Raw genomic sequence first — 24081 nt, 5'->3', positions numbered from 1 at the left:
GCCACGAACCTGGGTCGTATGAGCCGAACGAAGGTGACGGCAGCGATCGTGGGGCCGGGGAACATCGGGACCGATCCGCTGGCCAAACTGCAGCGAAGCCAGGTGATCGATGTCCGTTACGTGGTCGGCGTGGTGGAGTCCGACGGCCTGGCGCGGGCCCGCGCGAAAGGCGTCGGAGCGTCTGCGGAGGGCGTGGATTGGCTGCTGCGGCAGGACCCGCTGCCGGATCTCGTGTTCGAGGCGACCTCCGCGAAGGCCCACATCGCGAACGCCCCGCGCTACGCGGAGGCCGGGATCCAGGCCGTCGACCTCACCCCGGCCCACCTCGGGCCGATGGTGCGCCCGCCGGTCAACCTGCACGCGCACCTCGATGCACCCAACGTCTCGATGATCACCTGCGGTGGGCAGGCCACGATCCCCGTGGTGCACGCGGTCTCCCGGATCACCCCGGTGCCCTACGCCGAGATCATCGCGTCGGTCGCGTCGCGCGGCGCCGGCCCCGGCACCCGCGCGAACATCGACGAGTTCACCCGGACCACCGGCAACGCCGTCGCAGAGGTCGGCGGAGCCGGCCGCGGCAAGGCGATCATCATCTCAACCCGGTCGAGCCGCCGATGATCAAGCGCGACACGGTGTTCTGCATGATCGGTGCCGACGCCGACCGGGCGGCGATCACGGCTTCGGTCCACGAGCCCGAACTGCCGCACGCCGTGCGGATCGTCGACACCACCCTGCGCGACGGCTCGCACGCCATGACGCACCGGTTCACCGAGACGCAGGTCCGCGACACGGTCCGGGCCCTCGACCGCGCCGGCGTCGAGGTCATCGAGGTCACCCACGGCGACGGACTCGGGGGCTCGTCGTTCAACTACGGCTTCTCCCGCACCGACGAAATGCGCCTGATCGCCGCCGCTCGCGACGAAGCGAAGCAAGCGAAGATCGCGGTACTGCTGGTTCCGGGAAGCGGGACGGTCGACGACCTCAAGCGGGCGCGCGACCACGTCGCCGACCTGGTCCGGGTCGCCACCCACGCCACCGAGGCCGATGTCTCGCCACAGCACTTCACCGCCGCCCGTGACCTCGGGAGGGAGATCGCGGGGTTCCTCATGATGGCCCATCGCGTCTGGCCGGAAGACCTGGCGAAGCAAGCGCGGATCATGGTCGACGCCGGCCGCCAGGCACCGTACTGCACCGACTCGGCGGGCGCCTTGCTCATGCACGAAGCCCGGGCCCGGTTCGAGGCTCTCGTCGCGGAAGTCGGCGACGAGGCTTGGGTCGGCTACCACGACCACCAGAACCTGTCCTTCGGCGTGGCCAACTCCGTCATCGCGCACGAGGCCGGCGTCCGGTACATCGACGGATCGCTGTGCGCACTGGGGGCCGGGGCAGGCAACAGCCCGACCGAAGTGCTCGCCGCGGTGTTCGACCGGCTCGGATCGACACCGGGCTCGACGTGGGGGCCCTGCTGGACGCGGCCGAGGACGTCGTGCGCCCGTACCTGACCCGCTGGCCGAAGCTGGACCGCAACGCGGTCGTGCGGGGCTGGGCCGGGGTGCGCTCGTCGTTCCTGCTGCACGCCGAAACGGCCGCCGAGCGGTACAAGGTGCCCGCTCCCGACATCCTCCGGCGGTGCGGCGAGCTGGGCCTGGTCGGCGGCCAGGAAGACATGATCACCGACATTGCGATCGAACAGGCGGGTGAGCGGCGATGACCTCGTTCGGGCACATCATCGACGGCCGGGAGCAGGACTCGCTCGACGGCTCGCGATTCGACTCGATCGACCCGTGGACGCGCGAACCGTGGGCCGACCTGGCCCTTGGCGGACCAGCCGAAGCCGGCCTCGCGGTCGCCGCCGCCCGGCGCGCGTTCGACGAAGGACCGTGGCCGCGCCTGGGATACGCCGAACGCGGTGCGCTGCTGCACCGGCTCGCAGACCTCGTCGAGGAGCACGCCGACGAGCTGGCGCTCGCCGACTCCCGCGACATGGGCAAACCGGTCGCCGACGCCCGGGACAAGGACGTCCCCCGTGCGGCGCGGAACTTCCGTTTCTTCGCCGACCACGCCCGGCTCGCGACCTCCGAGGCCTATCCCTCGGACACCGGGCACCACGCCTACGCCCGCTTCGAGCCGGCCGGGGTCGTCGCCGCGATCGCTCCCTGGAACTTCCCCCTGATGCTGGAGACGTGGAAGGTCGCACCGGCTCTGGCCTGGGGCAATACCGTTGTGCTCAAGCCGGCCGAGGACTCACCGGCCAGCGCGACGATCCTGGCCCGCCTGGCGATCGAGGCCGGGTTCCCGCCCGGCGTGTTCAACGTGGTGCACGGCTACGGACCCGCGTCGGCCGGGGAAGCGCTCACCACCGATCCGCGGGTCGACCGGATCACCTTCACCGGCGAATCCGGCACCGGCCGGATCATCGCCGCCGCCGCCGCGCGCAACCTGACGCCGGTGAGCCTCGAACTCGGCGGTAAGGGCGCCAACCTGGTCTTCGCCGACGCCGACCTGGACAACGCCGTCGACTGGTCGATCAGGGCGATCTTCACCAACGCCGGGCAGGTCTGCCTGGCGGGTTCACGCCTCTTCGTCGAGCGTCCGGTGCTCGAGGAGTTCACGGCCCGCTTCGTCGCTGCCGCCGAGGCCTTGGTGATCGGCGACCCGCGGGACCCGGCCACGCAGGTCGGCCCGTTGGCGTCGGAGACGCATTGGCGCAAGGTGTCCGGCTACCTCGACGATCCCGGCGGCAAGGTGCTCACCGGCGGGCGCGGCGACGGATGGGTCATCCGGCCGACGATCGTGTCCGAGGTCCCCGCCGATTCGCCGCTGCAGTGTCAAGAGGTCTTCGGGCCCGTCGTGACGATCACGCCGTTCGACACCGAAGCCGAGGCCGTCCGGGCGGCGAACGACTCGCCGTTCGGCCTCAACGCCATGGTGTTCACCGAGAACCTGTCCCGCGCCCACCGGGTCTCCGCGGCCCTGCGCGCGGGCACGGTGTGGACGAACTGCTTCTTCGTCCGTGACCTGCGGGCGCCGTTCGGCGGCGTGGGCGACTCCGGCTGGGGCCGGGAAGGCGGCAACTTCAGCCGCGAGTTCTTCACCGAGCCCAAGGCCGTGGTCATGGCCATCCGGGACGAACGGTGAAGGACACGCGGGACAAGGCCCGCGCGCTCTACGACGCCCGCAGCACCCGGACCCCGATCCCCCCGTTCACCGACGACGAGCCGGGTCTCGGGATGGCCGACGGCTACGCGGTACAACGTGAACTGATCGACCTGCTGCTCGCCGACGGCGACCGCATCGTCGGCCACAAGGTCGGGCTGACGTCCGAGCCGATGCAGAAGATGATCGGCGTCGATTCACCGGACTACGGGCCGGTGCTGGTGTCCACCGTCTACCGCGACGGCGACGAAATCCCGCTCAGCCGGTTCATCGCTCCCAAGCTCGAAGCCGAAATCGTGTTCGTGCTCGGTGATCGCCTGGAAGGCCCGGGAGTCACCATCACGGAAGCGCGGGCGGCGGTCGCCGGGGCGGTGGCCGGGATGGAGATCGTCGACTCCCGCATCGAAGACTGGCGCGTCCGGCTCGCCGACACCGTCGCCGACCTGGCGTCCAACGGCGCCGTGGCGACGTCGAGCCGGATCGTCCCGATCGATGGGTTCGACACCCGGCTCGTGGGCATGACATTGACCCGCAACGGCGTGGTGATCGACACCGGCGCCGGTGCGGCCGCCTTGGGTGATCCGGTGGCTGTCGTCGCCTGGCTCGCCAACGTCCTGGGTGCCGACGGAGTAGCCCTCGAACCCGGGCACCTGATCATGACCGGCGCGCTGCACGCGGCCGTCCCCATGGCCCCGGGGGACGTCTTCCGCGCCGACTTCGACCGCCTGGGACCGGTGACCGTGCGGGTGAGCGGATGAACAACGTCGGCAAGTGGGCTGAGCAGCTGGCGAAAGCGGTCGCCGACCGCATCGCGATCCCCAGGCTGTCCGCTGAATCCCCGGAACTCGACCTCGAGACCGCCTACCGCGTACAGCGCGAACTGCGCGCGGCCGCCGGCCCCCTGGCCGGCCGCAAACTGGGTGTGACGTCCCGGGCAAAGCAGGCTCAGGTGGGCGTCTCCTCCCCCGTCCACGGATATCTCGCCGCAGCGGATGCCGTCGACCTCGGCGAGCCTTTGGACACCGCGCCGCTGATCCAGCCCCGGTGCGAGCCGGAGATCGTCTTCCTCCTGGGCCGTGAACTCGCCGGGCCGCACGTCACCGCCGCGGACGTCCTCGCCGCGTCCCGCGGCGTCGCTGTGGGGATCGAGGTGCTCGACTCCCGTTACACCGACTACGAATTCACGATGCCGGACGTCGTCGCCGACAACACCTCCGCCGGCCGATACGTGGTCGGCCCGCCCGTGGATCCGTCCGGCATCGACCTCCGTCTGGTCGGCGTGCTGCTGGAGAAGAACGGGAAGGTCGCGGCCACCGCGTCTGGCGCGGCCGTGCTCGGCCATCCGGCCGCCGCGGTGGCGTGGCTGGTGCGCCGGTTGTGGACGGAAGGCGAAGGACTGCGCGCGGGTGAGATCGTGCTGTCCGGCGGACTGACCGCCGCCGTCCCGGTGGCTCCGAAAGACGTCGTCGTCGCCTCGATCGACCGGTTGGGCTCGGTCGAGCTTGCTTGCCGCTGACCCACCGACGAAAGGCACACACCATGCCACTCATCCAGGTCACGCTCGTCGAAGGGCGTTCCCCCGAGCAACTCCGCGCGCTGGGCGAAGCACTCACCATCGCCGCCGAGCAAGCCATCGGCGCGAAGCGGCAATCGATTCGCGTGGTGCTCACCGAGTGCAAACCGGAGCACTGGTTCATCGCGGGCGACTCGATGGCGCACCTTCGCGACACCGGTGCCAGGTGACCGTCACCGTCACGGTCATTCGACGGGCGCTGCCGGTGGCAGTTCCGACCACCATGGGTCCGGCACGCGACCGAACCGACCTTGGGAGGGCACCATGCCGCACCGGTACCTCAGCACACTGACAACGCCGGCCGTCGAAGCCGCACAAAAGCAGTACGGCAGCTACTCCGCCATCCAGCGGATGACCAGCGGCTGGCACACCGACGGTGTCCTCGGCGAGGACGAGATCGGCTTCATCGCCGAGCGGGACAGCTTCTACCTCGGCACCGTCGGCGAAACCGGCTGGCTGTACGTCCAGCACCGCGGTGGACCGCCCGGCTTCCTCAAGGTGCTCGGCGTGGAAGACGGCGCGAGCCTGCTCGCCTGGGCCGACTTCCGGGGCAATCGCCAGTACGTGTCCGTGGGGAATCTCGGCGCCTCGGCCAAGGTGTCGCTGTTCCTCATGGACTACCCCCACCAGCAACGCCTCAAGATACTGGGAGAGGCCCGCTCTCACGACGCCCGGACCGAAGAGGCCGCGTCGCTGCTGGAAAAGGTCGCCCTTCCGGGCTACCGGGCCCACGTGGAGCGCATCATCACCGTCAGGGTGCGCGGCTATGACTGGAACTGTCCCCAGCACATCACCCCGCGCTGGACCGAAGCGGAACTCGCGCCGATCCTCAACGCGGCCGGCCACCACCCCGACGATCGCCGTCCCCGGTGATGGCCACCGGAACCTGGGACCTGACCCGGTCCTCGCTCAGGGAGCTGTTCCTGTTCAGCAGCCTGTCCGATGCCCAGCTCGACTGGCTGCTCGGACACGCGTCGCTGACGCAGTGGCCGGCCGGCACCGAAGTCGTCCGCGAAGGCGACCCCGCGGCTTCGTTCCACGTGCTGCTTTCCGGCACCCTCCGGATGACCAAGCAGGACGCCGGCGGCGAAGTGGAGCTCAAACGCTCTGGCCAACGTGGGGCCTACTGCGGCGCGATCCGGTTTTTCCACCTCGAAGAACACCAGACGTACCCGACGTCAGTTCACGCGCTGAGCGACCTGGTCCTGCTGACCCTGCCGGCCGATGAACTCGCCGCGCAGTTCCGCAGCTGGTTCCCGATGTCCGCGCACCTGCTGGAAGGCTCGTACGCGAACTGGCTCACCACGGACGCGATCGTCGGCCGCAGACGTCAGCTGCTGGCCCTCGGGCAGTTGTCGGCAGGCTTGACCCATGAGCTGAACAACCCGGCAGCGGCCGCCGAGCGCGCCACCGCGGCCTTGCGCCGGCAGGCCACCGCCACGCAGGTCGCGTTCGTGCAGCTCATCGAGGACGGTGTTGGTCCACGCGCACTCCGGGAGTTGCTGCGGCAGCGAGACCGGCTGGTCAACCGGTTGTCGTCTGTTCCTTCTTCGACCGCGCTCCAACGGACCGACCGAGAGGACGAGATCGACGGCTGGCTGGAGACCCACGCGCTGGAGCAAGTGTGGGAGGCACCCTCCATCTTCGCCGGCGCGGGCGTGACCACGGCCGACTTGGCCGAGGTCACGCACTCGGCCGGCCCCTCGTTCGCGAGCGACGCCCTGCGTTGGCTGGCTCACGCGTTGGAGTCCGAGCTGCTCCTCAGCGAGATCCAGGAGTCGATCAGCCGCATGTCGGCTCTCGTGGGAGCCACCCAGGAGTACACCCACCTGGACCGGACGCCCTACGCGTGGATCGACGTCCACGATGGGCTGCGGGCCACGTTGGCCCTGCTCCACACCAAGATCGGTCCGCGAATCCGGGTGACCGAACTCTACGACCGCCGGCTGCCGCGCATCCCGGCCTACCCCGCCGAGCTGAACCAGGTGTGGACGAACCTCATCGACAACGCCGTCGCGGCGATGGATGGTGCCGGCACGCTGACCCTTCGCACCACTTTGGTCTCCGATCAGGTGTGTGTCGAGATCCGCGACACCGGCCACGGCATCCCCTCCGAGAACCGGCGGCGGGTCTTCGAACCGTTCTTCACCACGAGGCCCGTCGGTGAGGGCGACGGGCTGGGCTTGGACACCGCCTGGCGCATTGTGGTGGAGCGCCATCACGGCGACCTGAGGGTCGAGTCCGAACCCGGCGACACGAGATTCCAGGTGCTGATGCCCACCGCGGAGCGGCAACCACCGAGGTGACGCGCGTCGCCGGCTACTCCCCTGCCCGCTCGGCGGCGGCCTTCAGCGACGCGTGGGTCGGCGCGTCCGGCACGTGCGACGGCCGCAACGACTCCATCTCCTTACGCAGCACCGGAACCACTTCACTGCCGAGGATCTCGAGCTGGTCCAGCGCGGTCTTCAGCGGCAGCCCCATGCCGTCCACGTTGAACAACTGCCGCTGGTAGTCGCCGAAGTCCTCGCGGAAGCGCATCGTGCGGTCGATGACCTGCTGGGGGCTGCCGACCGACAACGGGGTCTGGTCCATCGTTTCCTCGAGCGACGGGCCGCCGCCGTAGACCGGCGAGTGGTCGAAGAACGGCCGGAACTCCCGGATGGCGTCCTGGGAGTTCGCGCGGAGGAACACCTGCCCGCCGAGGCCGACGATCGCCGTGTCCGCCGGGCCGTGACCGTGGTGCTCGAACCGTTCGCGGTAGAACGAGACCATGCGGCGCGTGTGGTCGACCGGCCAGAAGATGTTGTTGTGGAAGAAGCCGTCGCCGTAGTAAGCGGCCTGCTCGGCGATCTCCGGGCTGCGGATCGACCCGTGCCAGACGAACGGCGGTACACCGTCCAACGGCCGCGGCGTGGAGGTGAACCCCCGCAGCGGGGTGCGGAACTTTCCCGTCCAGTCGACGACGTCCTCGCGCCACAATCGCCGCAGCAGGGCGTAGTTCTCGACCGCCAGGGCGATTCCGTCGCGGATGTCCTTGCCGAACCACGGGTACACCGGCCCCGTGTTGCCACGGCCCAGCATGAGGTCGACGCGGCCGTCAGCCAGGTGCTGCAGCGTCGCGTAGTCCTCGGCGATCTTCACCGGGTCGTTCGTGGTGATCAGCGTCGTCGAGGTCGACAACAGGATCCGGCTCGTGCGCGCGGCGACGAAGCCCAGCAGCGTGGTCGGTGACGAGGGCACGAACGGTGGGTTGTGGTGCTCCCCTGTCGCGACGACGTCGAGGCCGACCTCCTCGGCTTTGACCGCGATGCGGATCATCGATTTGATGCGCTCGGTTTCGGTCGGCGCGACTCCCGTCGCGGGATTCCGCGCGAGATCGCCGATCGTGAAGATGCCGAACTGCATGGTGACTCCTATTCCGCCTGTGCCGTGGCGAGGTCTTCGCGCACGAGGGGGACGAGTTCCTCGGCGAAGATCTCCAGCTGGCGTTCGTGGTCGTCGCCGGGCCAGAAGACGATGCCGTTCATGCCGTGCTCGGTGATGCTCGTGACGACGTCGTCGCGCCACCGGGACAGTGGGCCGTGGAACGCGCCGCGATCGGCGCCGCCGATGACCCCGGAAACGTTGTAAACCTTGCGGATGCCCGCCGGGTCCCGGCCGGCTCCGGCGGCCGCGTCGTCGATCCGGCGGACAGCGTCGCCGAGGCGGTCGAGCCCGAGGTAGGCGTGCGACGGGAGCCAGCCGTCGGCGCGGGCACCGGTCAGTGCCAGCGTCCGCGGCCCGTACGCGCCGAGCCACAGGCCGAGGCCGCGACCCGGCCGCGGCCCCGGGTGCACGCCGGACAGGGCGTAGTACCGGCCGGTGGTGCGCACGCTGCGTTCCCCGCTCCACATCGCGCGGACCACGGTCACGGCCTCGGCCAGGGCGTCGACCGCTTCCTTCCGGTCGCGCCGCGGACCGCCCATCGCCTCGATCGCCTCCCAGAAGGCACCGGCGCCGAGTCCGAGCTGAATCCGCCCGCCGGACAGCAGGTCGAGGCTCGCGGCCGACTTCGCCAGCACTGCGGGCGGGCGCAACGGCAGTGAGGACACGGTGGGGACCAGCGTGACGCGCTCGGTGCTCGCCACCAGGTAGGTGACCAGCGTCCAGGTGTCGTAGAAGGCGGACTGGTACGGGTGATCCTGCACCGTCACCAGATCGAGCCCGAGCCGTTCGGCCGCTCGCGCCTGGCGCAGTGGTGCGTCCGGTTGCCGCCACACCGGGTCGACGTTGGCTCCGAACAGGACGGGAAGGGCCATGATCTGCTCCTGGTGGGTGAGCGGGCCCCCGGCGGGCCGGGGGCCCGTCGCGGTCAGACGCCCGCGGGTTCCGGCTGGGAAGCGACGAAGGAGACCAGCGAACCGTAGAACGGCAAGGCGTGCTCGGCGAAGATCCCGGCCAGCTCGGCGCCGCCCTGCTCCCGCCAGTCGTGCAGCAGCTCGGCGGCGACCGCGACCGTGCTGTTCAGCACCACCCCGGCGGCCTGCATCCGAAGCGCGGCCGCTTGCGAGGCCAGCGCGTTCCACGTGCCGGAGGCGTCGAGCACCGCGTGCACCTGGTAGCCCTTGGCGACCCCGGACAGCGCGGCGAACGCGACGCACACGTCGGTGCTGATGCCGGCGACGATCAGCTGGTCGCGGCCGGTGGCGCGAACGGCCGCCTCGAACTCGGCGTTGCCGAAGGCGTCGATCTCCCCGGGACGGCGCACCACCCGGACGCCGGGCAGGAGGGCCTGCAGTTCCGGCAACAGCCGGCCGTTCGCGCCTTCGTCAGCGCTGGTCGTGACGATCACCGGCAGGTCTTGCGCCTTCGCGATCTTGGCGAGCGCCAGCACGTTGCGCCGAAGCTCCTCCTGATCGTGGTCGTGCACTCCGAGCAGCAGGCCGACCTGGTGGTCGACGAGCAGCAGGGCGGCACGTTTCCGGTCGAGGCGGGCGGCGGGGTAGGTGTTCGCGGTCATGTCGGGCAACCTCTCTACGGACGAACCTGATAAAACCAAGTTACTTTTTAAAACTCGCGGCGGCAACCTTCGGAGCGTGACGTGCGCGACACGCGGTCACTTCACCGCGTAACCCGCGTCGACCGGGAGTGCGACCCCGGTGATGTAGCGCCCCTCGTCCGATGCGAGGAACAGCACGGCGTTGCTGACGTCGTCGGGATCGAGGTAGGCGACCGGTAACGCGTTGAGCGACCGGTAGACCGGTAGCACGTCGTCCTCCCCCGGGCTCTCCAGATCGGGCCGGAAGAGCGCGAAGTTGGTGGGGTTCAGCAACATCGGAGTGCCGACAGTGGTCGGGTTGACGCAGTTGACCCGGATCGAATGCTCCGCGAGCTCCAGTGCCAGCGTCCGCATCAGCCCGGTCAGTCCGGCTTTGGCCGCACCGTAGGGAGCGAGGTTCGGCACCGACCGCAGCCCGATCGACGAGCTGGTGATGACGATCGCCCCGCCCCCGCGTGCCACGAGGTGGGTGATCGCCGGGCGCACGGTGTGGAACACTCCGCTGAGGTCGGTGTCGATGACCGCTTGCCAGTCCGCCGCGGTCGTCCGTGCCGCCGGCCCGGGTTGGCCCTGGATACCGGCGTTGGCCACGACGACGTCCAGGCCACCGAGCTCGGCGACGCCGCGGTCCACCAGTTCGGCGACGGCGTCCGGGTCCCGGACGTCGGCCCGGGTGGCGATGATGCGGCGGCCGAGCCGTTCCACCAGGCGCACGGTTTCGGCCAGGTCTGCCGGTGACGCCGCCGGCGCCCCTTGCGCGGGCACCGCGGCCGCCACGTCGAACGCGATGATGTCGGCGCCTTCCTCCGCGAACCGCACGGCGTGGTTGCGTCCCTGCCCACGAGCCGCGCCGGAAATCAGGGCGACCTTGCCCGTCATGCGTGCTGTCACTGTTCTCCCTGGGGTGCTGCGAAGGCTTTCACGCGAAGGCGCGATCGAGTCCGTGCGTGGTGAATTGGTTCGAGGAAAGCCGTTGCGAGGCCTCCGCGGCGGCCAAGCGGACCGCCCGGACCGACGACGCGCGGTGGATGTCGTGGGTCCGGGCGGTCACCGACACCGCGCCGACCACGTGGTGACCGGCGTCGAACACCGGTGCCGCCACGCAGGAGACGCCGATCTTCGACTCCTCGTCATCGCGGGCATACCCGTGGCGCCGCGCGGTTTCCAGCTGGCCGAGGAACACTGCCGGGGCGACAATCGTGCGCGGCGACTGGCGACGCAAACCCTTGTCGAGGACGGCGTGGGTGTACTCCGTCGGGGCGTGCGCGAGCACCGCCTTGCCGACCGCCGTGCAGTGTGCGGGCATGCGGCCGCCGACACGCGAGGACATCGGCGGCCCGTCCGGGGCCTGCAGTTTGTGCAGGTACACGACCTCGGTCCGGTCGAGCACCGCGAGGTGCACGGTGAGCCCGGTGCCCGCGTGCAGCCGGGCCAGGACCGGGGACACGACATCCGGGATTCCCCGCTGCCGCGGAACGAGCTGGCCGAGTTCGAACAGCCGCAGCCCGAGCCGGTAGCCGTTCGCCTCCCGGGCGAGCAGCCGCCAGCCGACGAGCTGGTTGAGCAGCCGGTAGGCGGTGGGCTTCGGCATCCCCGTGCGGCGGTGCAGCTCGGCCAGGGTGAGGGCGTCGTCGTCCGGGCGGAACGCGTCCAGCAGCTGCATGCAGCGGCCGAGCACCGAATCCTCGGACGGCGCTGGTTCCGGCATCCTCATCGCGGCCGTCAGACGAGCGCCCGGTCCTGCCAGCCGGCGAGAAGCTTGTCCTGGCCGTCGATCCCGGGGGTGCCGTAGACGAAGTAGGTCTCGGCAGGCAGGGTGCCGCCGCCGATCGCCAGGCCGGTGTCGAAGTCCGACAGGTCCCAGGTCACGGTCTCGTGGTCGGGTTCGAACTGCAGGATGCCGGAGTTGCCGAACAACTCGATGCGGTTGCCACCGGGTTCGAACACGTACAGGAAGGCACCCTGGGTGATGCCGTGCACGTCCGGTCCGGCCTCGATCTGGATGCCGTACTCGCGGCACAGCTCGGCGGCGTCGGAATTGTGCTGCGGCACGCCGTACCAGAACGCGAGGTGGTGCAGCCGCCCCTTGGTGCCGGTCTGGTCGCGCATGATCGCCATTTCGTGGCCGAGGGCGTTGACGCTCATCCACGCGCCGATCTCGGTGCCGCCGGAGGCGCTGTCGACGACCCGCTCCCGGGTGCCGAACCCGAGGGTGCGCTCGAACAGTTCCTTTTGGACAGTGACGTCGGAGGCCATCAGGTTGACGTGGTCGAGCCGGCGCGGCGGCAGGCCCTGGAGCGGCCGCTTCGAGCGGCGGGTCAGGATGCGGCTGCGCAGTTCGGTGGGGGCGGTGTACTTTTCGACCTCCCACACCAGTTCCATCGGGTGCCCGTCGGGGCTCTGGAACGCGAAGGTGCGGCCCACCCCGAGGTCGCCCTTCGTCCACCCCAGGCCGAGCCCGGCGGCGTCGAGCGCCGCGGCGCGGCGTTCGAGGGCCTCGGCCGAGGTGGTGCGCCAGCCGACGTTGCCGAGGCCGGGCCGGTCCCGTTCGGTCAGCTTGAGGCTGTGGTGGTAGGGATCCTCGTAGCAGCGCAGGTACACCGAATCCTCGTGACGGCCGGTCTCGCGCATGCCCAGCAGCTGCGTGAAGAACCAGAGGCTGCCCTCGACGTCCGGGGTGTACAGCTCGGCGTGGGCCATGTGCGCCAGCTCGAACCGGGCGGCGGCGGTGTCGCGTGTGGTCATGGTGGTGCCTTTCACGGGCTCAGGCTTGGAGCAGCGGTTCGCGGTGGTCGTAGGCGTGGATCCAGCTGAAGTCGTCGACGAGGTTCGACAACCGCCGATCACGGGTGGCGGCGGCGTCGCCGTCGGGCAGGTGCAGCAGCGACGAGGTCACCCAGGAGCTGCGCTGCACCTGACGGGTCCGGCAGCGGCGCAGGCGTTCGTAGGCCTTCAGCGCCACCGAGACGTCGTCGTACCGGTGCAGGCAGCCGGCGAGGACCGCGGCGTCCTCGATGGTCTGGTTCGCGCCTTGGCCGTGGTGGGGCAGCATGGCGTGGGCGGCGTCGCCGAGCAGCACCACTCCGTCCGCGCTCCACCGCGCCAGCGGTGGCAGCGCGAAGAGGCCCCACCGGGGACTTTGGGGTACCGCCTCGACCATGGTTCGGATGGCGGGGTGCCAGTCCCGGAACGCCTCGGCCAGGGTGCCGTCGGCGGCTTCCGCCGTCCCGCCCTGCGCGTCCCACCGTTCGGGCCCCTCGACGACAGCGAGGAAGTTGATGAACTGGCCCGTCGCGTAGTGCAGCAGGTGCGCACCGGGCCCCATCCAGAACTGGACGGCGTCCGGGTCCGGCAGGTTGGGCACGGCGTCCCGCGTGACCAAACCCCGAAACCCGCTCGTTCCCGAATAGACGGGAACCACGTCGGTGATCGACGCGCGCACCCGCGATCGGATGCCGTCGGCTCCGACCACGAGTCCGGCCGTGGCGGTGGAACCGTCGGCGAACACCAACTCGCTCCGATCGCCCTCCCGGTGGAGGCCGGTCAGCTCCTTGCCGAGGTGGAGGTCATCGGTCCCCCAGGCCTCGGCGAGGGCCCGCTGGAGGTGAGCCCGGTGCACGCCCCAGAACGGGGCTCCGAAGCGTTCCTCGTACCACCTGCCCACCGGGTGGGCAGCGACCCGGCCACCCTGGGCCCAGTGGCGATAGATCAGCTCCGTCGGGACCGCCGACGGCGGTTCCAACGCGGCCCTGAGGCCGAGTTCACGCAGGATGCGCGTGCCGTTGGCGGCCAGTGCCACCGCGGCGCCGACCTCGGCGAGCTCGGGTGCCTGTTCGTAGATCCGTACGCGGATCCCGTGCCGGCGCAGCGCCAGGCCCAGGGTCAGCCCGCCGATTCCGGCGCCGATCACAGCGATGTCTGGACGGTCCATGGTTCACGCGGCCTGGGTCGGGGTCGGGTCGATGAAGACGCGCAGGTCGTCGATGAGCCCGTCGCGGTGTTCGATCACAGTCAGCGCCGGCACGGTGACGTCGCGGCCGTCGGGGCACCCGTAGGTGACGTTGGCTTCCAGCAGCATGACCGGTCCGGCAGCCCAGACGTTGAGGAACTCGTGTTCGATCCTGCGGTAGCTGGTGAACAACCAGTCCAGGCCCGCGCGGATGGCGTCGTGGCCGGGCATCGGGGCGTTCGCGCCGTAGGTCATGCGTGCGTCCGGGGCGAAACCCGCGAGCACGGCCTCGGTGTCGCAGGCGTCGACCTTGGCGTAGAAGTCGCTCACCCAGGCCGGGACCTCGACGGCTGTCGCCGCGCCCCCCGTCATCGGACCGGCTCCGAGATCCGCGACCGCACCGCGGCCAGGGTCGTCTCGACGGCCGCCTGGTACGCGGTGGCCATGTCGTGGGCCAGCTCCTGGTCCGTGACGGGCAGCTCGTCGCCCGGCCGGGCGGCCAGCGCGAACTGGAACCGCAGGGACAGCTCGCCGTTCTGCTCGAGGATCTCGTTGGTGATGGTGCCCAGCACCGGCCCTTCGAGCCGGGTGAACACCACGCGGTTCGGCTGGTCTAGCCACACCCGCTCCACGTACCGGGCGCCCCGCAGTTCGATTTCCCGGTCGAACACGGTCGGGCTCTGCCGCGCGATCTCGCGGCAGGAGGTGATCGCCTCCACGTAGGGGACGGCGTTCACCGCTTTCTGCTCCAGCCCCTGCCAGATTTGCTCGCGGTCGAGCGGCTGGGCGCCCGGCGGGTTGGCGGGCAGGGTCAGTTCACTGAAGATCATGGTTCCTCCACGTCGTTGTGCGAGTTGCTGGATCAGTGATCGAGGATTTCCGGAAGGACGGGGCCCCACGCGTTGGCGGTGGCGATGTCGACCTCCCACGTCTTGGGGACCTGGGGCCGGTCTTCGTGCCAGGGCCGGGGCTCGAAGTAGCCGTTGGCCTCGTCGATCATCTGGTCGAGCTGGGTGAACAGCTCGATGGTGTTGCCGTCGGGGTCGCGGTGGTAGGTGAACACGTTGTGCCCGGGACCATGCCGGCCCGGACCCCAGTGCAGCCGGAAGTCGTTGCGCGCCAGGTGGTCCAGCGTCGTCTGCAGGTGGTTGAGGTCGCGCATCTCGTAGGCGACGTGGTGCATGCCGGAGAACTTCGTGCTCTCCAGGAAGTTCGCCGCGTGGTGGTCGGCGTTGCACCGGAGGAAGACGAAGAAGTCGCCGATGGTGTCCGACCAGCGGAAGCCCAGGAGGTCCTGGTAGAAACCCTGGATCTGCTTCAGGCTCGGGCTGAACGCCGCGACGTGGCCGAGCTTGGTCGGCCGGTACGCCGGGCTGGGTTCGGCTCCGCCCTCCGCCGGTGCCTGCGATTCGTACAGGTGCAGTGGAACGTCCGTCCCGGGCTCGGCCAGGACGAGGACGTCCGGCGTGCTCGGCGCGATGTCGCTGCGTCGCGACACCTCGTACCCCGCGGCGGCCAGGCGCTTGTGCGCGTCGTCGAGGTCGCGGACGACCTCGTAGCCCACCGACGTGCGGGCGCCTGCCTCGCCCTTGCGGATCACGACGCTGTGGTGGTCCAGTCCGGTGTTCAGGTAGACGACGTCAGGCGAGCGGTCCTCGATGTGCAGACCGAGGCAGGTGCGGTAGTACTCGGTCAAACGGTCGACGTCCGGCGTGGTGAATTCGACGTAGCCGAGCTTGGAAACGCGGGCGGCCGCGTTGTCGGTGATCATGGGAACTCCTTGGGATCAGGCGGCGAGGTAGCCGCCGTCGACGGGCAGCACGACGCCGTTGACGTACGCGGCGGCGGACGAGCAGAGCCAGACGACGGCTTCGGCGACTTCGGGCGCTTCGCCGTAGCGCCCGAGGGTGGTCCGGCCGATGACGGGGGCCATCGCTTCCGTGGGGACGGCGGCAGTCATGGCGGTCCGGATCGGGCCCGGGGCAACGGCGTTGATCCGGATTCCCCGGCCGCCGTAGTCGATGGCCGCGGTTCTGGTCAGGCCGGCCACGCCGTGCTTGCTCGCGACGTAGGCGGCCTGGGCCGCCGAACCCTGTTCGCACCAGATCGAAGCGGTGTTGACGATGGCGCCGCGGGTCTCCAGCAGGTGCGGGATCTGGTACTTCATCCCGGCGAAGACGCCACTCAGATTGACCGAGATGACTCGGTGCCAGTCGTCCTCGCCGAGGTCCGCCAAGGGCGCCGGCGAGAAGGTCCCGGCGTTGTTGTGCGCGAAGTCCAGCCGGCCGAACGTCTCGACGGCGGCGGCGACCGCGTCGCGCACCGCGGCGGCATCACCCACATCCACTTGAAGCGACCGGACTTCGACGCCGTGCTCGGCAGCTTCGGCCGCGGTGCCGCTCGGGTCTGCCAAGTCGCAGACGACGACCGAAGCACCGCGTGCCGCGAACGCGAGGGCACTCGAGCGCCCAATGCCCCCGGCCGCTCCGGTGACGAACGCGACCTTGCCGGCGAACTCGTGGTTCACGCGATCCTCCGCGGGCTCTCGACGGCGCCGTCGGCCACCGGGTTGCGGAGCGTCCCGAGTCCGTCGATCTCGATCACGACTTCGTCGCCAGGCTGCAGGAACTCTCCGCGAGGCGCCCCGACGCCGGCGGGACTGCCGGTCGCGACGATGTCCCCCGGTTCCAGCGTCATGATTTGGCTCGCCGCCGCGACCACGGCGAACGCGCTATTCATCATGTCGTCGGTGCTGGAGTCCTGCTTCACGATGCCGTTCACGGTCAGCCTGATTCGAAGGTCCTGCGGGTCGTCCACGAACCAGGCCGGCGTCACGCCGGGGCCGGTTGGGCAGAACGTGTCCTCGCCCTTGGCCGAGGTCCAGTCGAATCCGAAGGGCGGTGCCACGGCGTCGGGGCGGCTCAGCCGGTCGCGGGCGGACACGTCGTTGACGATGGTGTAGCCGGCGATGTGGTCGGCGACGTCCGCCTCGTCGAGGTCGCGAGCCTGCCGGCCGATGACGACGCCCAGCTCGGCTTCCCAGTCGATCCGCCGTCCGGGACGGTCCGGCAGGACGATCGGGTCGTCCGGGCCGATGACCGCAGTGGACGGCGGCTTGAGGAAGAAGTACGGCGCTCCCACCGGATCGGGCCGGTCGACCTTCATCTCCGCGAGGTGCGCGAAGTAGTTCGCGCCGGCGCAGACGACCTTGCGCGGGAAGCGGATCGGCGCGTCGAGCCGCACCTGCCCGGCCAGCGGAAGACGGGAGACCTCGATCGTGCGCAGCTCCTTCGCCGCGGCCGGCCAGTCCTCGAGCAGGTCCAGCAGGGTCCGTCCCGCATAGTGCGGCAGGGCACGCACCGTTCCGTCGGCTTCCCGGAGGCCGACGGCAGTGCCGTCCCCGGATCCGCCGCCGCGGTAAGTGACCAGTGACCACGTCATGAGGAGTTCCTTCGGGTTTCCGGGGCCGCGGCCCAGTCGTCGTCGGCCGTCGTCAGCACGACGCGGCCGGTGTTGGCGGAGGCTTCGAGGTAGCGGTGGGCCGAGGCGGCTTCCGCGATCGGGAAGGTCCGGTCGATCACCGGGCGGAATCCGGCTTCCACGGCCGACCAGACCCGGCGCGCGCTGCGCAGGTTCCCGCTGCGCACGCCGATGACGCGCTGCGACCGGGAGTACAGCCGCAGCAGGTCCAGCTCGACCTTCCCGCCGAGGAAGGCTCCTGAGGTGACCACGCGGCCGCGCATCGCGAGCACGTCCATCGTCGCGCTCCAGATCGCGGGATCGCCGAGGTTGTCGATGACCAGGTCGACACCGGCGCTGCCGGTCAGCGCCCGCACCTGTTCCCCGAAGGTGGGGTCGGTGGGATCGACCACCGCCTCGGCCTTCAGCTCCCCGGCCAGGCGTTCCCGCTTGGCCGCCGACCGCGACCCCGCGATCACCCGGGCACCGTGGTGCACGGCCAGCGCCGCGGTCAGCGACCCCAGCGCGGACGAAGCCCCGTGCACCAGAACCCACTCACCGGGCTTCAACCCGGCGTGCTCGAACTGGTTCTCCGCGACCGCCCCGGACCAGACCAGCGCCGTCGCCTCCACGGGCCCCACCCCGGCTGGGACCACCAGCGCGTTGGCCGCCGGGACGACCGTGTATTCCGCATAGGCACCGCGGGTGTGCACCCCCATGATCCGGGTGGAGGCGCAGGCTTCGAGAGCGCCGTCCGCGCACGCCGCGCAGGTCCCGCAGGTCAGAATCGGGACGACGGCCACGAGGTCACCGGGACGGACCGAGTCGACCCCCGCCCCGACCGCGGCGACCGTGCCCGCGTGCTCGGCGCCCAGGATGTGCGGCAGCGTGATCCGGGCGTACGGGTGCGTCCCGGCACGGGCGCTGAGATCCAGGAGCCGGCCGACGCTCACGGCTGCCACGCGGACGGCCACCTCCCCCGGCCCGGGCTGAGGTGTATCCACCTCGTGCATCTGCAGGACATCCGGATCGCCGAAGTGGTCGAACGACATCACCCGCATCCGCTCCGGCAAACCGGCTTCACCGTCGCCGACGACGGGCCAGGGCGCTTGCGCCGCGGCTAGCGATCGGGACATCTGTGTCCTCCTTGCTTCCAGTCGGCGAGGATTCCTCTTCCTGCCACCCTGCCGAGCAGGGCCTTTAGCGGACTTCCGTCCGCAGTCCGGTCTCGCACTGCACCAAACTGTACACACTTCGGTCGACCTGTGGAAGACGTTGCCACTGGATCTTTCGAGCGAGACCAGCACGCGATCTGCCAAAAGATCACTGTCACCCCACCCGAGAAAGTCTCGACCTGGATACACTGTGCACATGAGCGAGAACGCCGCCGAAGACTCCGAGCCAGGGGAGGGCAGGCCGGGACGCCGCCTCGCCCTCGATGTCCACGCCGCCGTCCGGGCGATGATCCTGAGCGGGGAGCTGCCTCCCGGCGCGCCGCTCCTGCAGGCCGCGCTCGCACGCAAGCTCAAGGTGAGCCGCACGCCGATGCGCGAGGCCTTCCGCCTCCTCCAGGAGGAAGGCCTGATCGAAAACAAGCCGGACCAGCGGGCCGTCGTCCGGGCGATCGACCCCGGCGAGGTCGACGCCGTCTACACCTCGCGGGTGATGCTGGAATCGGTCGCGGTGAGCATCTCCGTCCGCAGCGCGACCCCGGAGCTCGTGGAACGCCTGGCCAAGTCACTCGCGCAGATGCGCCAGTACTCGGCGGAGGAGGACATCGACCGCTGGCAGCAGGCACACCGCGAGTTCCACGTGCTCACCACCGAGGGAGCACCCATGCTCCTGGACGCGCTCGCCGGTTTGAGCGATCGCGCCGAGCGCTTCCTCCGGCTGGCGAAACTGGGCCACCCCCAGGCCACCGGCCGCTGGGACGCCGACCACGAGGTGCTCGTCGAGGCCTTTCGCGCCCGGGACCACGACCTCGCGGTCACCACGATCGCCCAGCACCTCGCACGCACCGCGTTCACGGCCATGGCGGACATCGCCCCCCGGCTCGACGCCGTGGCGACCCGCGCCGCACTCAACCTCGTCCTGACCGACCGGTGAAACCGACCCAGCAGTTACTTATCAGAACTTGGTTGTATTCTGGCGCCATGGCCGAGACCTGGCGACCGCTGCACGCGTGCCACTACACCGAGCAGGTCTTCGGCTTGCTCGGCAAGCGCTGGACCGGGTTGCTCATCGACCTGTTGTTGCAGCGGCCGGCCCGGTTCAGCGAGCTGGCCGCCGCGGTTCCGCAGCTGTCGCGGCGAGTGCTCACCGAACGGCTGACCGAGCTCCAGGAAGCCGGGCTGGTCCTGCGTGAGGTGGAACCCGGTCCACCCGTCGCCGTCTCTTACCGCCTCACCGAACGTGGCGAAGCTCTGGGTCCGGCGATGGATGCGCTGCGCGTCTGGGCGGGTGCTCCGACGGACGCGGAAGGACGCGCCCTTCCGCTCACCGCTGCGGAACACGACGTCGAAACTGCCTGATGTCAGGACTTTTCGATGGCGAGTCGTTCCCGCAGCCGACGGTTCTCCTCGCGCAGGTCCTCGACCTCCGTGCTGAGCCGACCCAGTGCGCGCTCGAGTTCGGCCCGCGTCCAGCGCGGCGTGATGTGCTGCGGGCAGTCCCAGTCGTAGCCGTGCACCCGCACCACGACGACCCGTTCGACGTGCGCCCGGTAGCCCGGCACTGCGACCCGCGCGAGCAGGCCTGACGCCTCGTCCGTACGCGCGTCGACGACGCGGGCCTCCCCCAGGATCTTCAGCCGCTGACGGTTCCCGTAGTCCATCAGGAACAACGACACCCGGTTCGAAGCCGTCACGTTTCTCATCGAGATGTACTGACGGTGCCGCGGAGATCCGCCCAGCCGATCGAGGTCGCGGAGCCCTCGGTGCCAAGCACCTTCAGGAAGCCGGGCGGGCCGCCGCGGTATTGGACGTAGGGCCAGCCGGTCTCGCCGACGGTGCCGAGGTAGAACCGTCCCGGGACCCGACGAACTCGATCTCGTCCGCGCCGAGCACGGCGCCGGTGTCCCAGCCTGCCACCATGCGCCGGACGCTGCCGCGGCTGCAGTACTGATCTTGCACCTCTTGGACGGACGGCGTGGTGAGCGCGGCGAGGTAGCGGCGTGGCATGTCACGCCCTCCCCAACCGGGCCGAACGCAGGCCGATCACCGCGATGAACGCGGTCACGGCGGTGAGGAGAACGCCGGTGAGCACGCGCCATCCGGCGGGTTCGGTGATCTCCAGCCACTCCTCGGCCAGCGCCACCGCCGCGGCGAGCGGGAAGGTGAACGACCAGAAGCCGAGCGAGAAGGACAGCCTGCGGTACCGCGGCAGCATCGCGGCCTGCACCAGCAGGAGCACGACGCCGACACCCACCACGGCTTGGGCGACCGGGTCGGCGGTGTGCCCGTGCAGGGAGAACCACGCCAGCCCGGCGACGCCGGGCGGGGCCAGCAGGATCGCGGTGGTCGGCAGCAGGGCGTCGGGCAGCGGAGTGTGGAACACCAAGCGGAGCACGACGATCGCCGTCATCACGAACGCGAAGAACGTCCCGACGCCGAACAGCGCCCAGCCGAGCCCGGGGTAGCCGAGCGCCGCCGCGACGTCCGCCCCGACGAGCCCCGGGGCGACGGTCGGCAAAAGATAGCCGGGGTGCATCGCCGCCAGGTCGAGCCGTCCCTCGAACCACGAGGCGAACAGCCAGGCCGCGAGCAGCGCCGATGCCGCCAACGCGAGGAAGAACAGACTCCGGCCGACGGCGGGCGAGAAGCCGGACAGAGTACCGCCGAGGAGCATCCCGGTGACCGGCGCCAGCGCCGCCATCGGCCCCTGCGCCGGATGCCGTAGTTGGTCCCGCAGTGGTTGCCCGCTCCGTTTTCCTCGGACGACGTGTGCGGCCAGCAGCCAGACCCACGCGATCACCGCGAGGATCCAGAATGCCTGCGGGACCACATGGGGAAGGCGGAGGGCGGGAGCCGCCTTGGTCCACGCCTCGGCGAGCCCGGCCAAGCCGAAGCCGATGGCGAGGGTGGTCAACGGAAGCCGTCCCGTCCGGGGGACGGCGGCAGGCGGGGCTGCTGGGCGATGGCCGAGGGTTCTGGTCATGGTGTCCTCCGTGGACGGTGGCGACGGCGGCACCGCCGCAGGAAGCGGTGCCGGGTGGGTAACCGGTGGGGCGTTCAGGCGTTCGCGGCGCACGGCACCAGGCCCCCGGCCTCGTTGAGAGCCCCGGCGGTGGCGCCTCCCCGGTCACGTGGGCGGACGTCGTGAGCTGCTTGTTTCCTGCTGACGAAGACCATGGTCGGCGGAACGCTCCGGGACTGCGCCCGTCAGATGACCGTCGTGGCGACGATCATCGGCGGCCGGTCATGACGGAAGGCCCCCGGTCGGCGACACGATCGGGTGCGGACAGGAAGCCGCGTGCGAAGCGGGGAAGGCGGCGTCGGCTTGGCGGCGAACCACTGCAAGAGGCCCGCGGTCAGTCTGCGAGGCCGGGTGGATTTAGTCATAAATCTGGACTAGCTTGAACTCGTACCACTTCGGACAGGGGACAACATGACCAGGACGCTCGATCACCAAGAGATCTTCGAGCAGGCGTGGCAGGCGCCGGGCACCACGTCGGTGGAGCTGCCGGCGGTGCAGGTGAACGAGGTGCTGCGCGAACGCTATGACGTGCGGCCTCCCTTCGCCTACACCGGCACTCACCTGTGGGACATGGAGGTACGCAAGGCGGTGGCACCCGATGTGTATCTGCACGGCGTGAAGCCGGGCAGCGTGGAAAAGTTCCCGAGTGTGCTCAGGGGCCGGATCGAGGACTTCACGCGGGTGTCGGAGCAACGGTTGTGGGCCGACCGCGACCACTACGGGACGGTCGTCGAGCACGTACGCCTCGATCACGAGTACCGGCGGGCCTTCTTCATCGGCGCCGAGCGGTTCACGACACCGGACGGCCGGGTCCTCACCGCGGGCACCGGCCAGCCGATCTTCCACGTGGAGCACTCCGTGGCCGGCGCGGAGGACGATCCGCTCAACCTGTGGCGCATCGTCCTCCTCACCGAGACCCCGGACGACACCCTGTCCGCGGCCTTCGACGAGCTGGCTCACGACCGCTACCTCAGGGACTTCATCGAGATCCACCTGCGCAAGGATCTGGGGCGCGAACTGGAGCGTCGCTGAAGTGGCCGGTGTGCCGGCCCCGGCGTACCCGTCGCACTCCGGTCGAATGACTGGTGCGGGAAAGGCGTCGAGCCGGGCATCATCGCCGGTGTCCGGAAGTGACAGGAGGAAGACCATGCGAATCGGGATCCTGGGCGCAGGCGCGATCGGCGCGGCCTTTGCGCGGCGACTGGTGGCGGGCGGCCACGAAGCACTGCTGAGCAACAGCCGCGGGCCGGACACGCTCGCCGGACTGGTGGCCGAACTCGGTCCCGGAGCGTCGGCCGGCACTCGCCTGGAGGCCGCGCGTGCGGAGATCGTGGTACTCGCCGTGCCACGGCCCCAGGTGACAGCGGTCCTCGACGGCCTGCCCGCCTGGGACGGCCGGATTCTGGTCGACGCCACCAATGACTTCTCGGTGCGCCCGCGCCCGGATGAGCCGACGACCAGCGAACAGGTCGCCGCGCTGGCTCCCGGCGCGCGTGTGCTGAAGGCGCTCAACCACCTGTTCGCGGCGAGCCTGGCGGCGGCGCCCCACGCGGCGGCCGGTAACCGGGTGCTGTTCGTCTCCGGCGACGACCACGAGGCCAAGAAGCAGTTCTCCGCCGTCCTGACCGACCTCGGGTACGCCCCGATCGACCTCGGTGGCCTGGCCGCGGGCGGCCGGCTGCACCAGGCCAACGGCGGCCCGTTGGTCGGTCACGACCTGGTCCGGCTGGCATCCGCCTGAACGCGGGCCGGCCGGATCACCCGCTCCCGTCAGCCCGCCGTTCGATCAGCATGACGTGGTTCCCGTCCGGGTCGGTCAGCTGGACGTCGGCCCCTTCAGTCCCGGACAGGACCCGCCCACCGGCCTCGAGTGCCTCCGCGAGCGCGGCCGGGACGTCGTCGACCACCACGGCGAACGCAGGCCGCGAAGGACGTTTCGGATCGGCCGGGCCGCAGAGCGAGAGCGCGACGTACTCGGATGCGAGCCCGGCCCACCGGTTACCGTCCACTCCGCGCTCCGTGCAGCCGAGCGCGGCGTAGAACGCGGCCGAGGCGGCCACGTCGGACACCGGCAGCACGCAGAACCTGACCGATTTCCCGCTCATCACCGCTCCTCCGCACCCGAACCGGCCACCCGCGGGAGCGGCAGCGTGTGCATGGCGCCGTCGTGGAAGACCAACGGACGCTTTCCGAACGTCTCGACGGCTTCGACCCGTCCCACGGCGATCTCGTGGTCCCCGCCGGTGTGCACCTCCACCAACGAGCATTTCAGCACCGCCGAGATCCCGGCCAGCTCGGGCAGCCCGTCGCGCCGGTGCCAAGCCAGGCCGGCGAACTTGTCGCCACCCGAGCGGGCGAACACCTCGGCGACGTCGTGCTGGTCCGCGGCGAGAACCTGCACCAGGAACCGCCCCGCGGCACGGATCCGCGGCCACGTCGTCGAGGAAAGCGCGGCACAGAACAGCACCAACGGCGGTTCGAGGGACAGCGACGTGAACGAGTTGACCGCGAGACCGACCGGCACCCCATCGGTGCCCGCACTGGTGACGGCCGCGACCCCCGTCGGCCACGTGGCGCAGGTCTGCCGCAACTGGGCCGCCTCGACGAGGTTCTCCACCCCACGCACCGTTTCGCCGGAGTCCACATGCGACATCCGATCGACCATCATCGCCTCCCAACGTCGTCGTCGCGGGAGATCGTGCTCGGCGGCGG

At 70.3% G+C, this 24081-nt stretch carries 27 protein-coding genes and 2 pseudogenes; 12 read left to right on the top strand and 17 right to left on the bottom strand.

All coding sequences use genetic code 11. From position 1 onward, the window contains the following. Positions 1–18: 18 nt before the first annotated feature. From AMY39116_RS46630 to AMY39116_RS0318305, 8 genes and pseudogenes are all read left to right on the top strand, one after another. A pseudogene (locus AMY39116_RS46630) lies at positions 19–689 on the top strand (acetaldehyde dehydrogenase (acetylating)); the annotation flags it as partial. Between the two features lie 63 nt (positions 690–752). Next, a pseudogene (gene dmpG / locus AMY39116_RS43160) lies at positions 753–1711 on the top strand (4-hydroxy-2-oxovalerate aldolase). After that, positions 1708–3138 (top strand): aldehyde dehydrogenase, encoded by a 1431-nt coding sequence (locus AMY39116_RS0318330; RefSeq protein ID WP_020419095.1) that lies wholly within the window; start codon positions 1708–1710, stop codon positions 3136–3138. The pseudogene dmpG and the gene AMY39116_RS0318330 overlap by 4 nt, the downstream one beginning before the upstream one ends. Then, positions 3135–3914, top strand: coding sequence for a 2-keto-4-pentenoate hydratase (locus AMY39116_RS0318325; protein WP_020419094.1), 780 nt, complete (start codon positions 3135–3137; stop codon positions 3912–3914). The genes AMY39116_RS0318330 and AMY39116_RS0318325 overlap by 4 nt, the downstream gene beginning before the upstream one ends. Continuing rightward, positions 3911–4672, top strand: a complete 762-nt coding sequence (locus AMY39116_RS0318320) for a 2-keto-4-pentenoate hydratase (protein ID WP_020419093.1) — start codon at positions 3911–3913, stop codon at positions 4670–4672. Before AMY39116_RS0318325 ends, AMY39116_RS0318320 begins: the two co-directional genes overlap by 4 nt. Before the next feature lie 23 nt (positions 4673–4695). Next, positions 4696–4899 (top strand): 4-oxalocrotonate tautomerase family protein, encoded by a 204-nt coding sequence (locus AMY39116_RS0318315; RefSeq protein WP_020419092.1) that lies wholly within the window; start codon positions 4696–4698, stop codon positions 4897–4899. 94 nt (positions 4900–4993) lie between these two features. Beyond that, positions 4994–5602 carry a pyridoxamine 5'-phosphate oxidase family protein gene (locus tag AMY39116_RS0318310; RefSeq protein ID WP_020419091.1) on the top strand — a complete coding sequence of 203 codons (609 nt, stop codon included), beginning with the start codon at positions 4994–4996 and terminating at the stop codon, positions 5600–5602. After that, on the top strand, positions 5602–7035 hold the full coding sequence (locus tag AMY39116_RS0318305; protein ID WP_020419090.1) for an ATP-binding protein: 1434 nt from the start codon (positions 5602–5604) through the stop codon (positions 7033–7035). The genes AMY39116_RS0318310 and AMY39116_RS0318305 overlap by 1 nt, the downstream gene beginning before the upstream one ends. A gap of 13 nt (positions 7036–7048) precedes the next feature. On the opposite strand, the gene AMY39116_RS0318300 is transcribed toward AMY39116_RS0318305, so the two are convergent. From AMY39116_RS0318300 to AMY39116_RS43145, 13 genes are all read right to left on the bottom strand, one after another. After that, the gene (locus AMY39116_RS0318300; protein ID WP_020419089.1) at positions 7049–8134 is read right to left on the bottom strand and encodes an LLM class flavin-dependent oxidoreductase; all 1086 of its coding nucleotides are present in this window, start codon (positions 8132–8134) and stop codon (positions 7049–7051) included. An 8-nt stretch (positions 8135–8142) separates the two neighbouring features. Continuing rightward, a complete protein-coding gene (locus tag AMY39116_RS0318295; protein WP_020419088.1) occupies positions 8143–9027 on the bottom strand; it encodes an LLM class flavin-dependent oxidoreductase in 885 nt (294 codons plus the stop codon). A gap of 53 nt (positions 9028–9080) precedes the next feature. After that, positions 9081–9728: an isochorismatase family protein gene (locus AMY39116_RS0318290; protein ID WP_020419087.1), complete on the bottom strand. Its 648-nt coding sequence runs from the start codon at positions 9726–9728 to the stop codon at positions 9081–9083. A 96-nt stretch (positions 9729–9824) separates the two neighbouring features. Continuing rightward, positions 9825–10658, bottom strand: a complete 834-nt coding sequence (locus tag AMY39116_RS0318285; RefSeq protein WP_027936035.1) for a mycofactocin-coupled SDR family oxidoreductase — start codon at positions 10656–10658, stop codon at positions 9825–9827. Positions 10659–10686: 28 nt separating this feature from the next. Next, positions 10687–11475, bottom strand: coding sequence for an IclR family transcriptional regulator (locus AMY39116_RS43155; RefSeq protein WP_020419085.1), 789 nt, complete (start codon positions 11473–11475; stop codon positions 10687–10689). A 14-nt stretch (positions 11476–11489) separates the two neighbouring features. Further along, the gene (locus tag AMY39116_RS43150) at positions 11490–12512 is read right to left on the bottom strand and encodes a VOC family protein (RefSeq protein ID WP_051123555.1); all 1023 of its coding nucleotides are present in this window, start codon (positions 12510–12512) and stop codon (positions 11490–11492) included. Positions 12513–12531: 19 nt separating this feature from the next. Next, positions 12532–13698 (bottom strand): NAD(P)/FAD-dependent oxidoreductase, encoded by a 1167-nt coding sequence (locus AMY39116_RS0318270; RefSeq protein WP_027936034.1) that lies wholly within the window; start codon positions 13696–13698, stop codon positions 12532–12534. Positions 13699–13701: 3 nt separating this feature from the next. Continuing rightward, positions 13702–14088: a nuclear transport factor 2 family protein gene (locus tag AMY39116_RS0318265; protein WP_020419082.1), complete on the bottom strand. Its 387-nt coding sequence runs from the start codon at positions 14086–14088 to the stop codon at positions 13702–13704. Beyond that, entirely contained in the window at positions 14085–14546 is a 462-nt protein-coding gene (locus AMY39116_RS0318260; protein WP_020419081.1) for an SRPBCC family protein, read from the bottom strand. Before AMY39116_RS0318260 ends, AMY39116_RS0318265 begins: the two co-directional genes overlap by 4 nt. A 32-nt stretch (positions 14547–14578) precedes the next feature. Then, entirely contained in the window at positions 14579–15487 is a 909-nt protein-coding gene (locus tag AMY39116_RS0318255) for a VOC family protein (protein WP_020419080.1), read from the bottom strand. A 15-nt stretch (positions 15488–15502) separates the two neighbouring features. Continuing rightward, positions 15503–16243, bottom strand: a complete 741-nt coding sequence (locus tag AMY39116_RS0318250) for an SDR family NAD(P)-dependent oxidoreductase (RefSeq protein WP_020419079.1) — start codon at positions 16241–16243, stop codon at positions 15503–15505. Beyond that, a complete protein-coding gene (locus AMY39116_RS0318245) occupies positions 16240–17157 on the bottom strand; it encodes a fumarylacetoacetate hydrolase family protein (RefSeq protein WP_020419078.1) in 918 nt (305 codons plus the stop codon). Before AMY39116_RS0318245 ends, AMY39116_RS0318250 begins: the two co-directional genes overlap by 4 nt. Further along, on the bottom strand, positions 17154–18311 hold the full coding sequence (locus AMY39116_RS43145) for an alcohol dehydrogenase catalytic domain-containing protein (RefSeq protein ID WP_202961438.1): 1158 nt from the start codon (positions 18309–18311) through the stop codon (positions 17154–17156). Before AMY39116_RS43145 ends, AMY39116_RS0318245 begins: the two co-directional genes overlap by 4 nt. Positions 18312–18546: 235 nt before the next feature. On the opposite strand from AMY39116_RS43145, the gene AMY39116_RS0318235 reads away from it, so the two are divergent. Together AMY39116_RS0318235 and AMY39116_RS0318230 are read left to right on the top strand one after the other, a co-directional pair. After that, positions 18547–19281 carry a GntR family transcriptional regulator gene (locus AMY39116_RS0318235; RefSeq protein WP_020419076.1) on the top strand — a complete coding sequence of 245 codons (735 nt, stop codon included), beginning with the start codon at positions 18547–18549 and terminating at the stop codon, positions 19279–19281. Between the two features lie 47 nt (positions 19282–19328). Beyond that, positions 19329–19706, top strand: coding sequence for a helix-turn-helix domain-containing protein (locus AMY39116_RS0318230; protein ID WP_020419075.1), 378 nt, complete (start codon positions 19329–19331; stop codon positions 19704–19706). A 2-nt stretch (positions 19707–19708) separates the two neighbouring features. Here the strand turns inward: AMY39116_RS0318230 and AMY39116_RS47170 are convergent, their stop codons facing one another. Together AMY39116_RS47170 and AMY39116_RS0318220 are read right to left on the bottom strand one after the other, a co-directional pair. Then, the gene (locus AMY39116_RS47170) at positions 19709–20041 is read right to left on the bottom strand and encodes a hypothetical protein (RefSeq protein WP_020419074.1); all 333 of its coding nucleotides are present in this window, start codon (positions 20039–20041) and stop codon (positions 19709–19711) included. Between the two features lie 314 nt (positions 20042–20355). After that, a complete protein-coding gene (locus AMY39116_RS0318220) occupies positions 20356–21330 on the bottom strand; it encodes a transporter (protein ID WP_063710168.1) in 975 nt (324 codons plus the stop codon). 450 nt (positions 21331–21780) lie between these two features. On the opposite strand from AMY39116_RS0318220, the gene AMY39116_RS0318215 reads away from it, so the two are divergent. Next, complete coding sequence (locus tag AMY39116_RS0318215; RefSeq protein WP_020419072.1) at positions 21781–22401, top strand: hypothetical protein; 621 nt, start codon at positions 21781–21783, stop codon at positions 22399–22401. Between the two features lie 115 nt (positions 22402–22516). Beyond that, complete coding sequence (locus AMY39116_RS0318210) at positions 22517–23110, top strand: NADPH-dependent F420 reductase (protein WP_020419071.1); 594 nt, start codon at positions 22517–22519, stop codon at positions 23108–23110. 16 nt (positions 23111–23126) lie between these two features. Here the strand turns inward: AMY39116_RS0318210 and AMY39116_RS0318205 are convergent, their stop codons facing one another. Together AMY39116_RS0318205 and AMY39116_RS0318200 are read right to left on the bottom strand one after the other, a co-directional pair. Next, positions 23127–23474, bottom strand: a complete 348-nt coding sequence (locus tag AMY39116_RS0318205) for a VOC family protein (protein WP_020419070.1) — start codon at positions 23472–23474, stop codon at positions 23127–23129. Next, positions 23474–24022 (bottom strand): flavin reductase family protein, encoded by a 549-nt coding sequence (locus AMY39116_RS0318200; RefSeq protein ID WP_157358591.1) that lies wholly within the window; start codon positions 24020–24022, stop codon positions 23474–23476. The genes AMY39116_RS0318205 and AMY39116_RS0318200 overlap by 1 nt, the downstream gene beginning before the upstream one ends. Positions 24023–24081 lie beyond the last annotated feature (59 nt).

The organism is Amycolatopsis sp. ATCC 39116 (assembly GCF_000231075.2).
GTDB lineage: Bacteria > Actinomycetota > Actinomycetes > Mycobacteriales > Pseudonocardiaceae > Amycolatopsis_E > Amycolatopsis_E tucumanensis.
Note: the sequence above shows the minus strand (reverse complement) of the source record. Positions and strands in the feature narration are given on the sequence as shown.

Bases quoted from the DNA above. Each gene is read 5' to 3' on its own strand.
- AMY39116_RS0318205 (WP_020419070.1), bottom strand. From the start codon at position 23,474: ATGAGCGGGAAATCGGTCAGGTTCTGCGTGCTGCCGGTGTCCGACGTG.
- AMY39116_RS0318300 (WP_020419089.1), bottom strand. From the start codon at position 8,134: ATGCAGTTCGGCATCTTCACGATCGGCGATCTCGCGCGGAATCCCGCG.
- AMY39116_RS0318330 (WP_020419095.1), top strand. From the start codon at position 1,708: ATGACCTCGTTCGGGCACATCATCGACGGCCGGGAGCAGGACTCGCTC.
- AMY39116_RS0318270 (WP_027936034.1), bottom strand. From the start codon at position 13,698: ATGGACCGTCCAGACATCGCTGTGATCGGCGCCGGAATCGGCGGGCTG.
- AMY39116_RS0318290 (WP_020419087.1), bottom strand. From the start codon at position 9,728: ATGACCGCGAACACCTACCCCGCCGCCCGCCTCGACCGGAAACGTGCC.
- AMY39116_RS0318295 (WP_020419088.1), bottom strand. From the start codon at position 9,027: ATGGCCCTTCCCGTCCTGTTCGGAGCCAACGTCGACCCGGTGTGGCGG.
- AMY39116_RS0318210 (WP_020419071.1), top strand. From the start codon at position 22,517: ATGCGAATCGGGATCCTGGGCGCAGGCGCGATCGGCGCGGCCTTTGCG.
- AMY39116_RS43145 (WP_202961438.1), bottom strand. From the start codon at position 18,311: ATGTCCCGATCGCTAGCCGCGGCGCAAGCGCCCTGGCCCGTCGTCGGC.
- AMY39116_RS0318305 (WP_020419090.1), top strand. From the start codon at position 5,602: ATGGCCACCGGAACCTGGGACCTGACCCGGTCCTCGCTCAGGGAGCTG.
- AMY39116_RS0318320 (WP_020419093.1), top strand. From the start codon at position 3,911: ATGAACAACGTCGGCAAGTGGGCTGAGCAGCTGGCGAAAGCGGTCGCC.
- AMY39116_RS0318230 (WP_020419075.1), top strand. From the start codon at position 19,329: ATGGCCGAGACCTGGCGACCGCTGCACGCGTGCCACTACACCGAGCAG.
- AMY39116_RS0318215 (WP_020419072.1), top strand. From the start codon at position 21,781: ATGACCAGGACGCTCGATCACCAAGAGATCTTCGAGCAGGCGTGGCAG.
- AMY39116_RS0318200 (WP_157358591.1), bottom strand. From the start codon at position 24,022: ATGTCGCATGTGGACTCCGGCGAAACGGTGCGTGGGGTGGAGAACCTC.
- AMY39116_RS43150 (WP_051123555.1), bottom strand. From the start codon at position 12,512: ATGACCACACGCGACACCGCCGCCGCCCGGTTCGAGCTGGCGCACATG.
- AMY39116_RS0318260 (WP_020419081.1), bottom strand. From the start codon at position 14,546: ATGATCTTCAGTGAACTGACCCTGCCCGCCAACCCGCCGGGCGCCCAG.
- AMY39116_RS0318245 (WP_020419078.1), bottom strand. From the start codon at position 17,157: ATGACGTGGTCACTGGTCACTTACCGCGGCGGCGGATCCGGGGACGGC.
- AMY39116_RS0318265 (WP_020419082.1), bottom strand. From the start codon at position 14,088: ATGACGGGGGGCGCGGCGACAGCCGTCGAGGTCCCGGCCTGGGTGAGC.
- AMY39116_RS0318220 (WP_063710168.1), bottom strand. From the start codon at position 21,330: ATGACCAGAACCCTCGGCCATCGCCCAGCAGCCCCGCCTGCCGCCGTC.
- AMY39116_RS0318315 (WP_020419092.1), top strand. From the start codon at position 4,696: ATGCCACTCATCCAGGTCACGCTCGTCGAAGGGCGTTCCCCCGAGCAA.
- AMY39116_RS0318255 (WP_020419080.1), bottom strand. From the start codon at position 15,487: ATGATCACCGACAACGCGGCCGCCCGCGTTTCCAAGCTCGGCTACGTC.
- AMY39116_RS0318235 (WP_020419076.1), top strand. From the start codon at position 18,547: ATGAGCGAGAACGCCGCCGAAGACTCCGAGCCAGGGGAGGGCAGGCCG.
- AMY39116_RS43155 (WP_020419085.1), bottom strand. From the start codon at position 11,475: ATGCCGGAACCAGCGCCGTCCGAGGATTCGGTGCTCGGCCGCTGCATG.
- AMY39116_RS0318310 (WP_020419091.1), top strand. From the start codon at position 4,994: ATGCCGCACCGGTACCTCAGCACACTGACAACGCCGGCCGTCGAAGCC.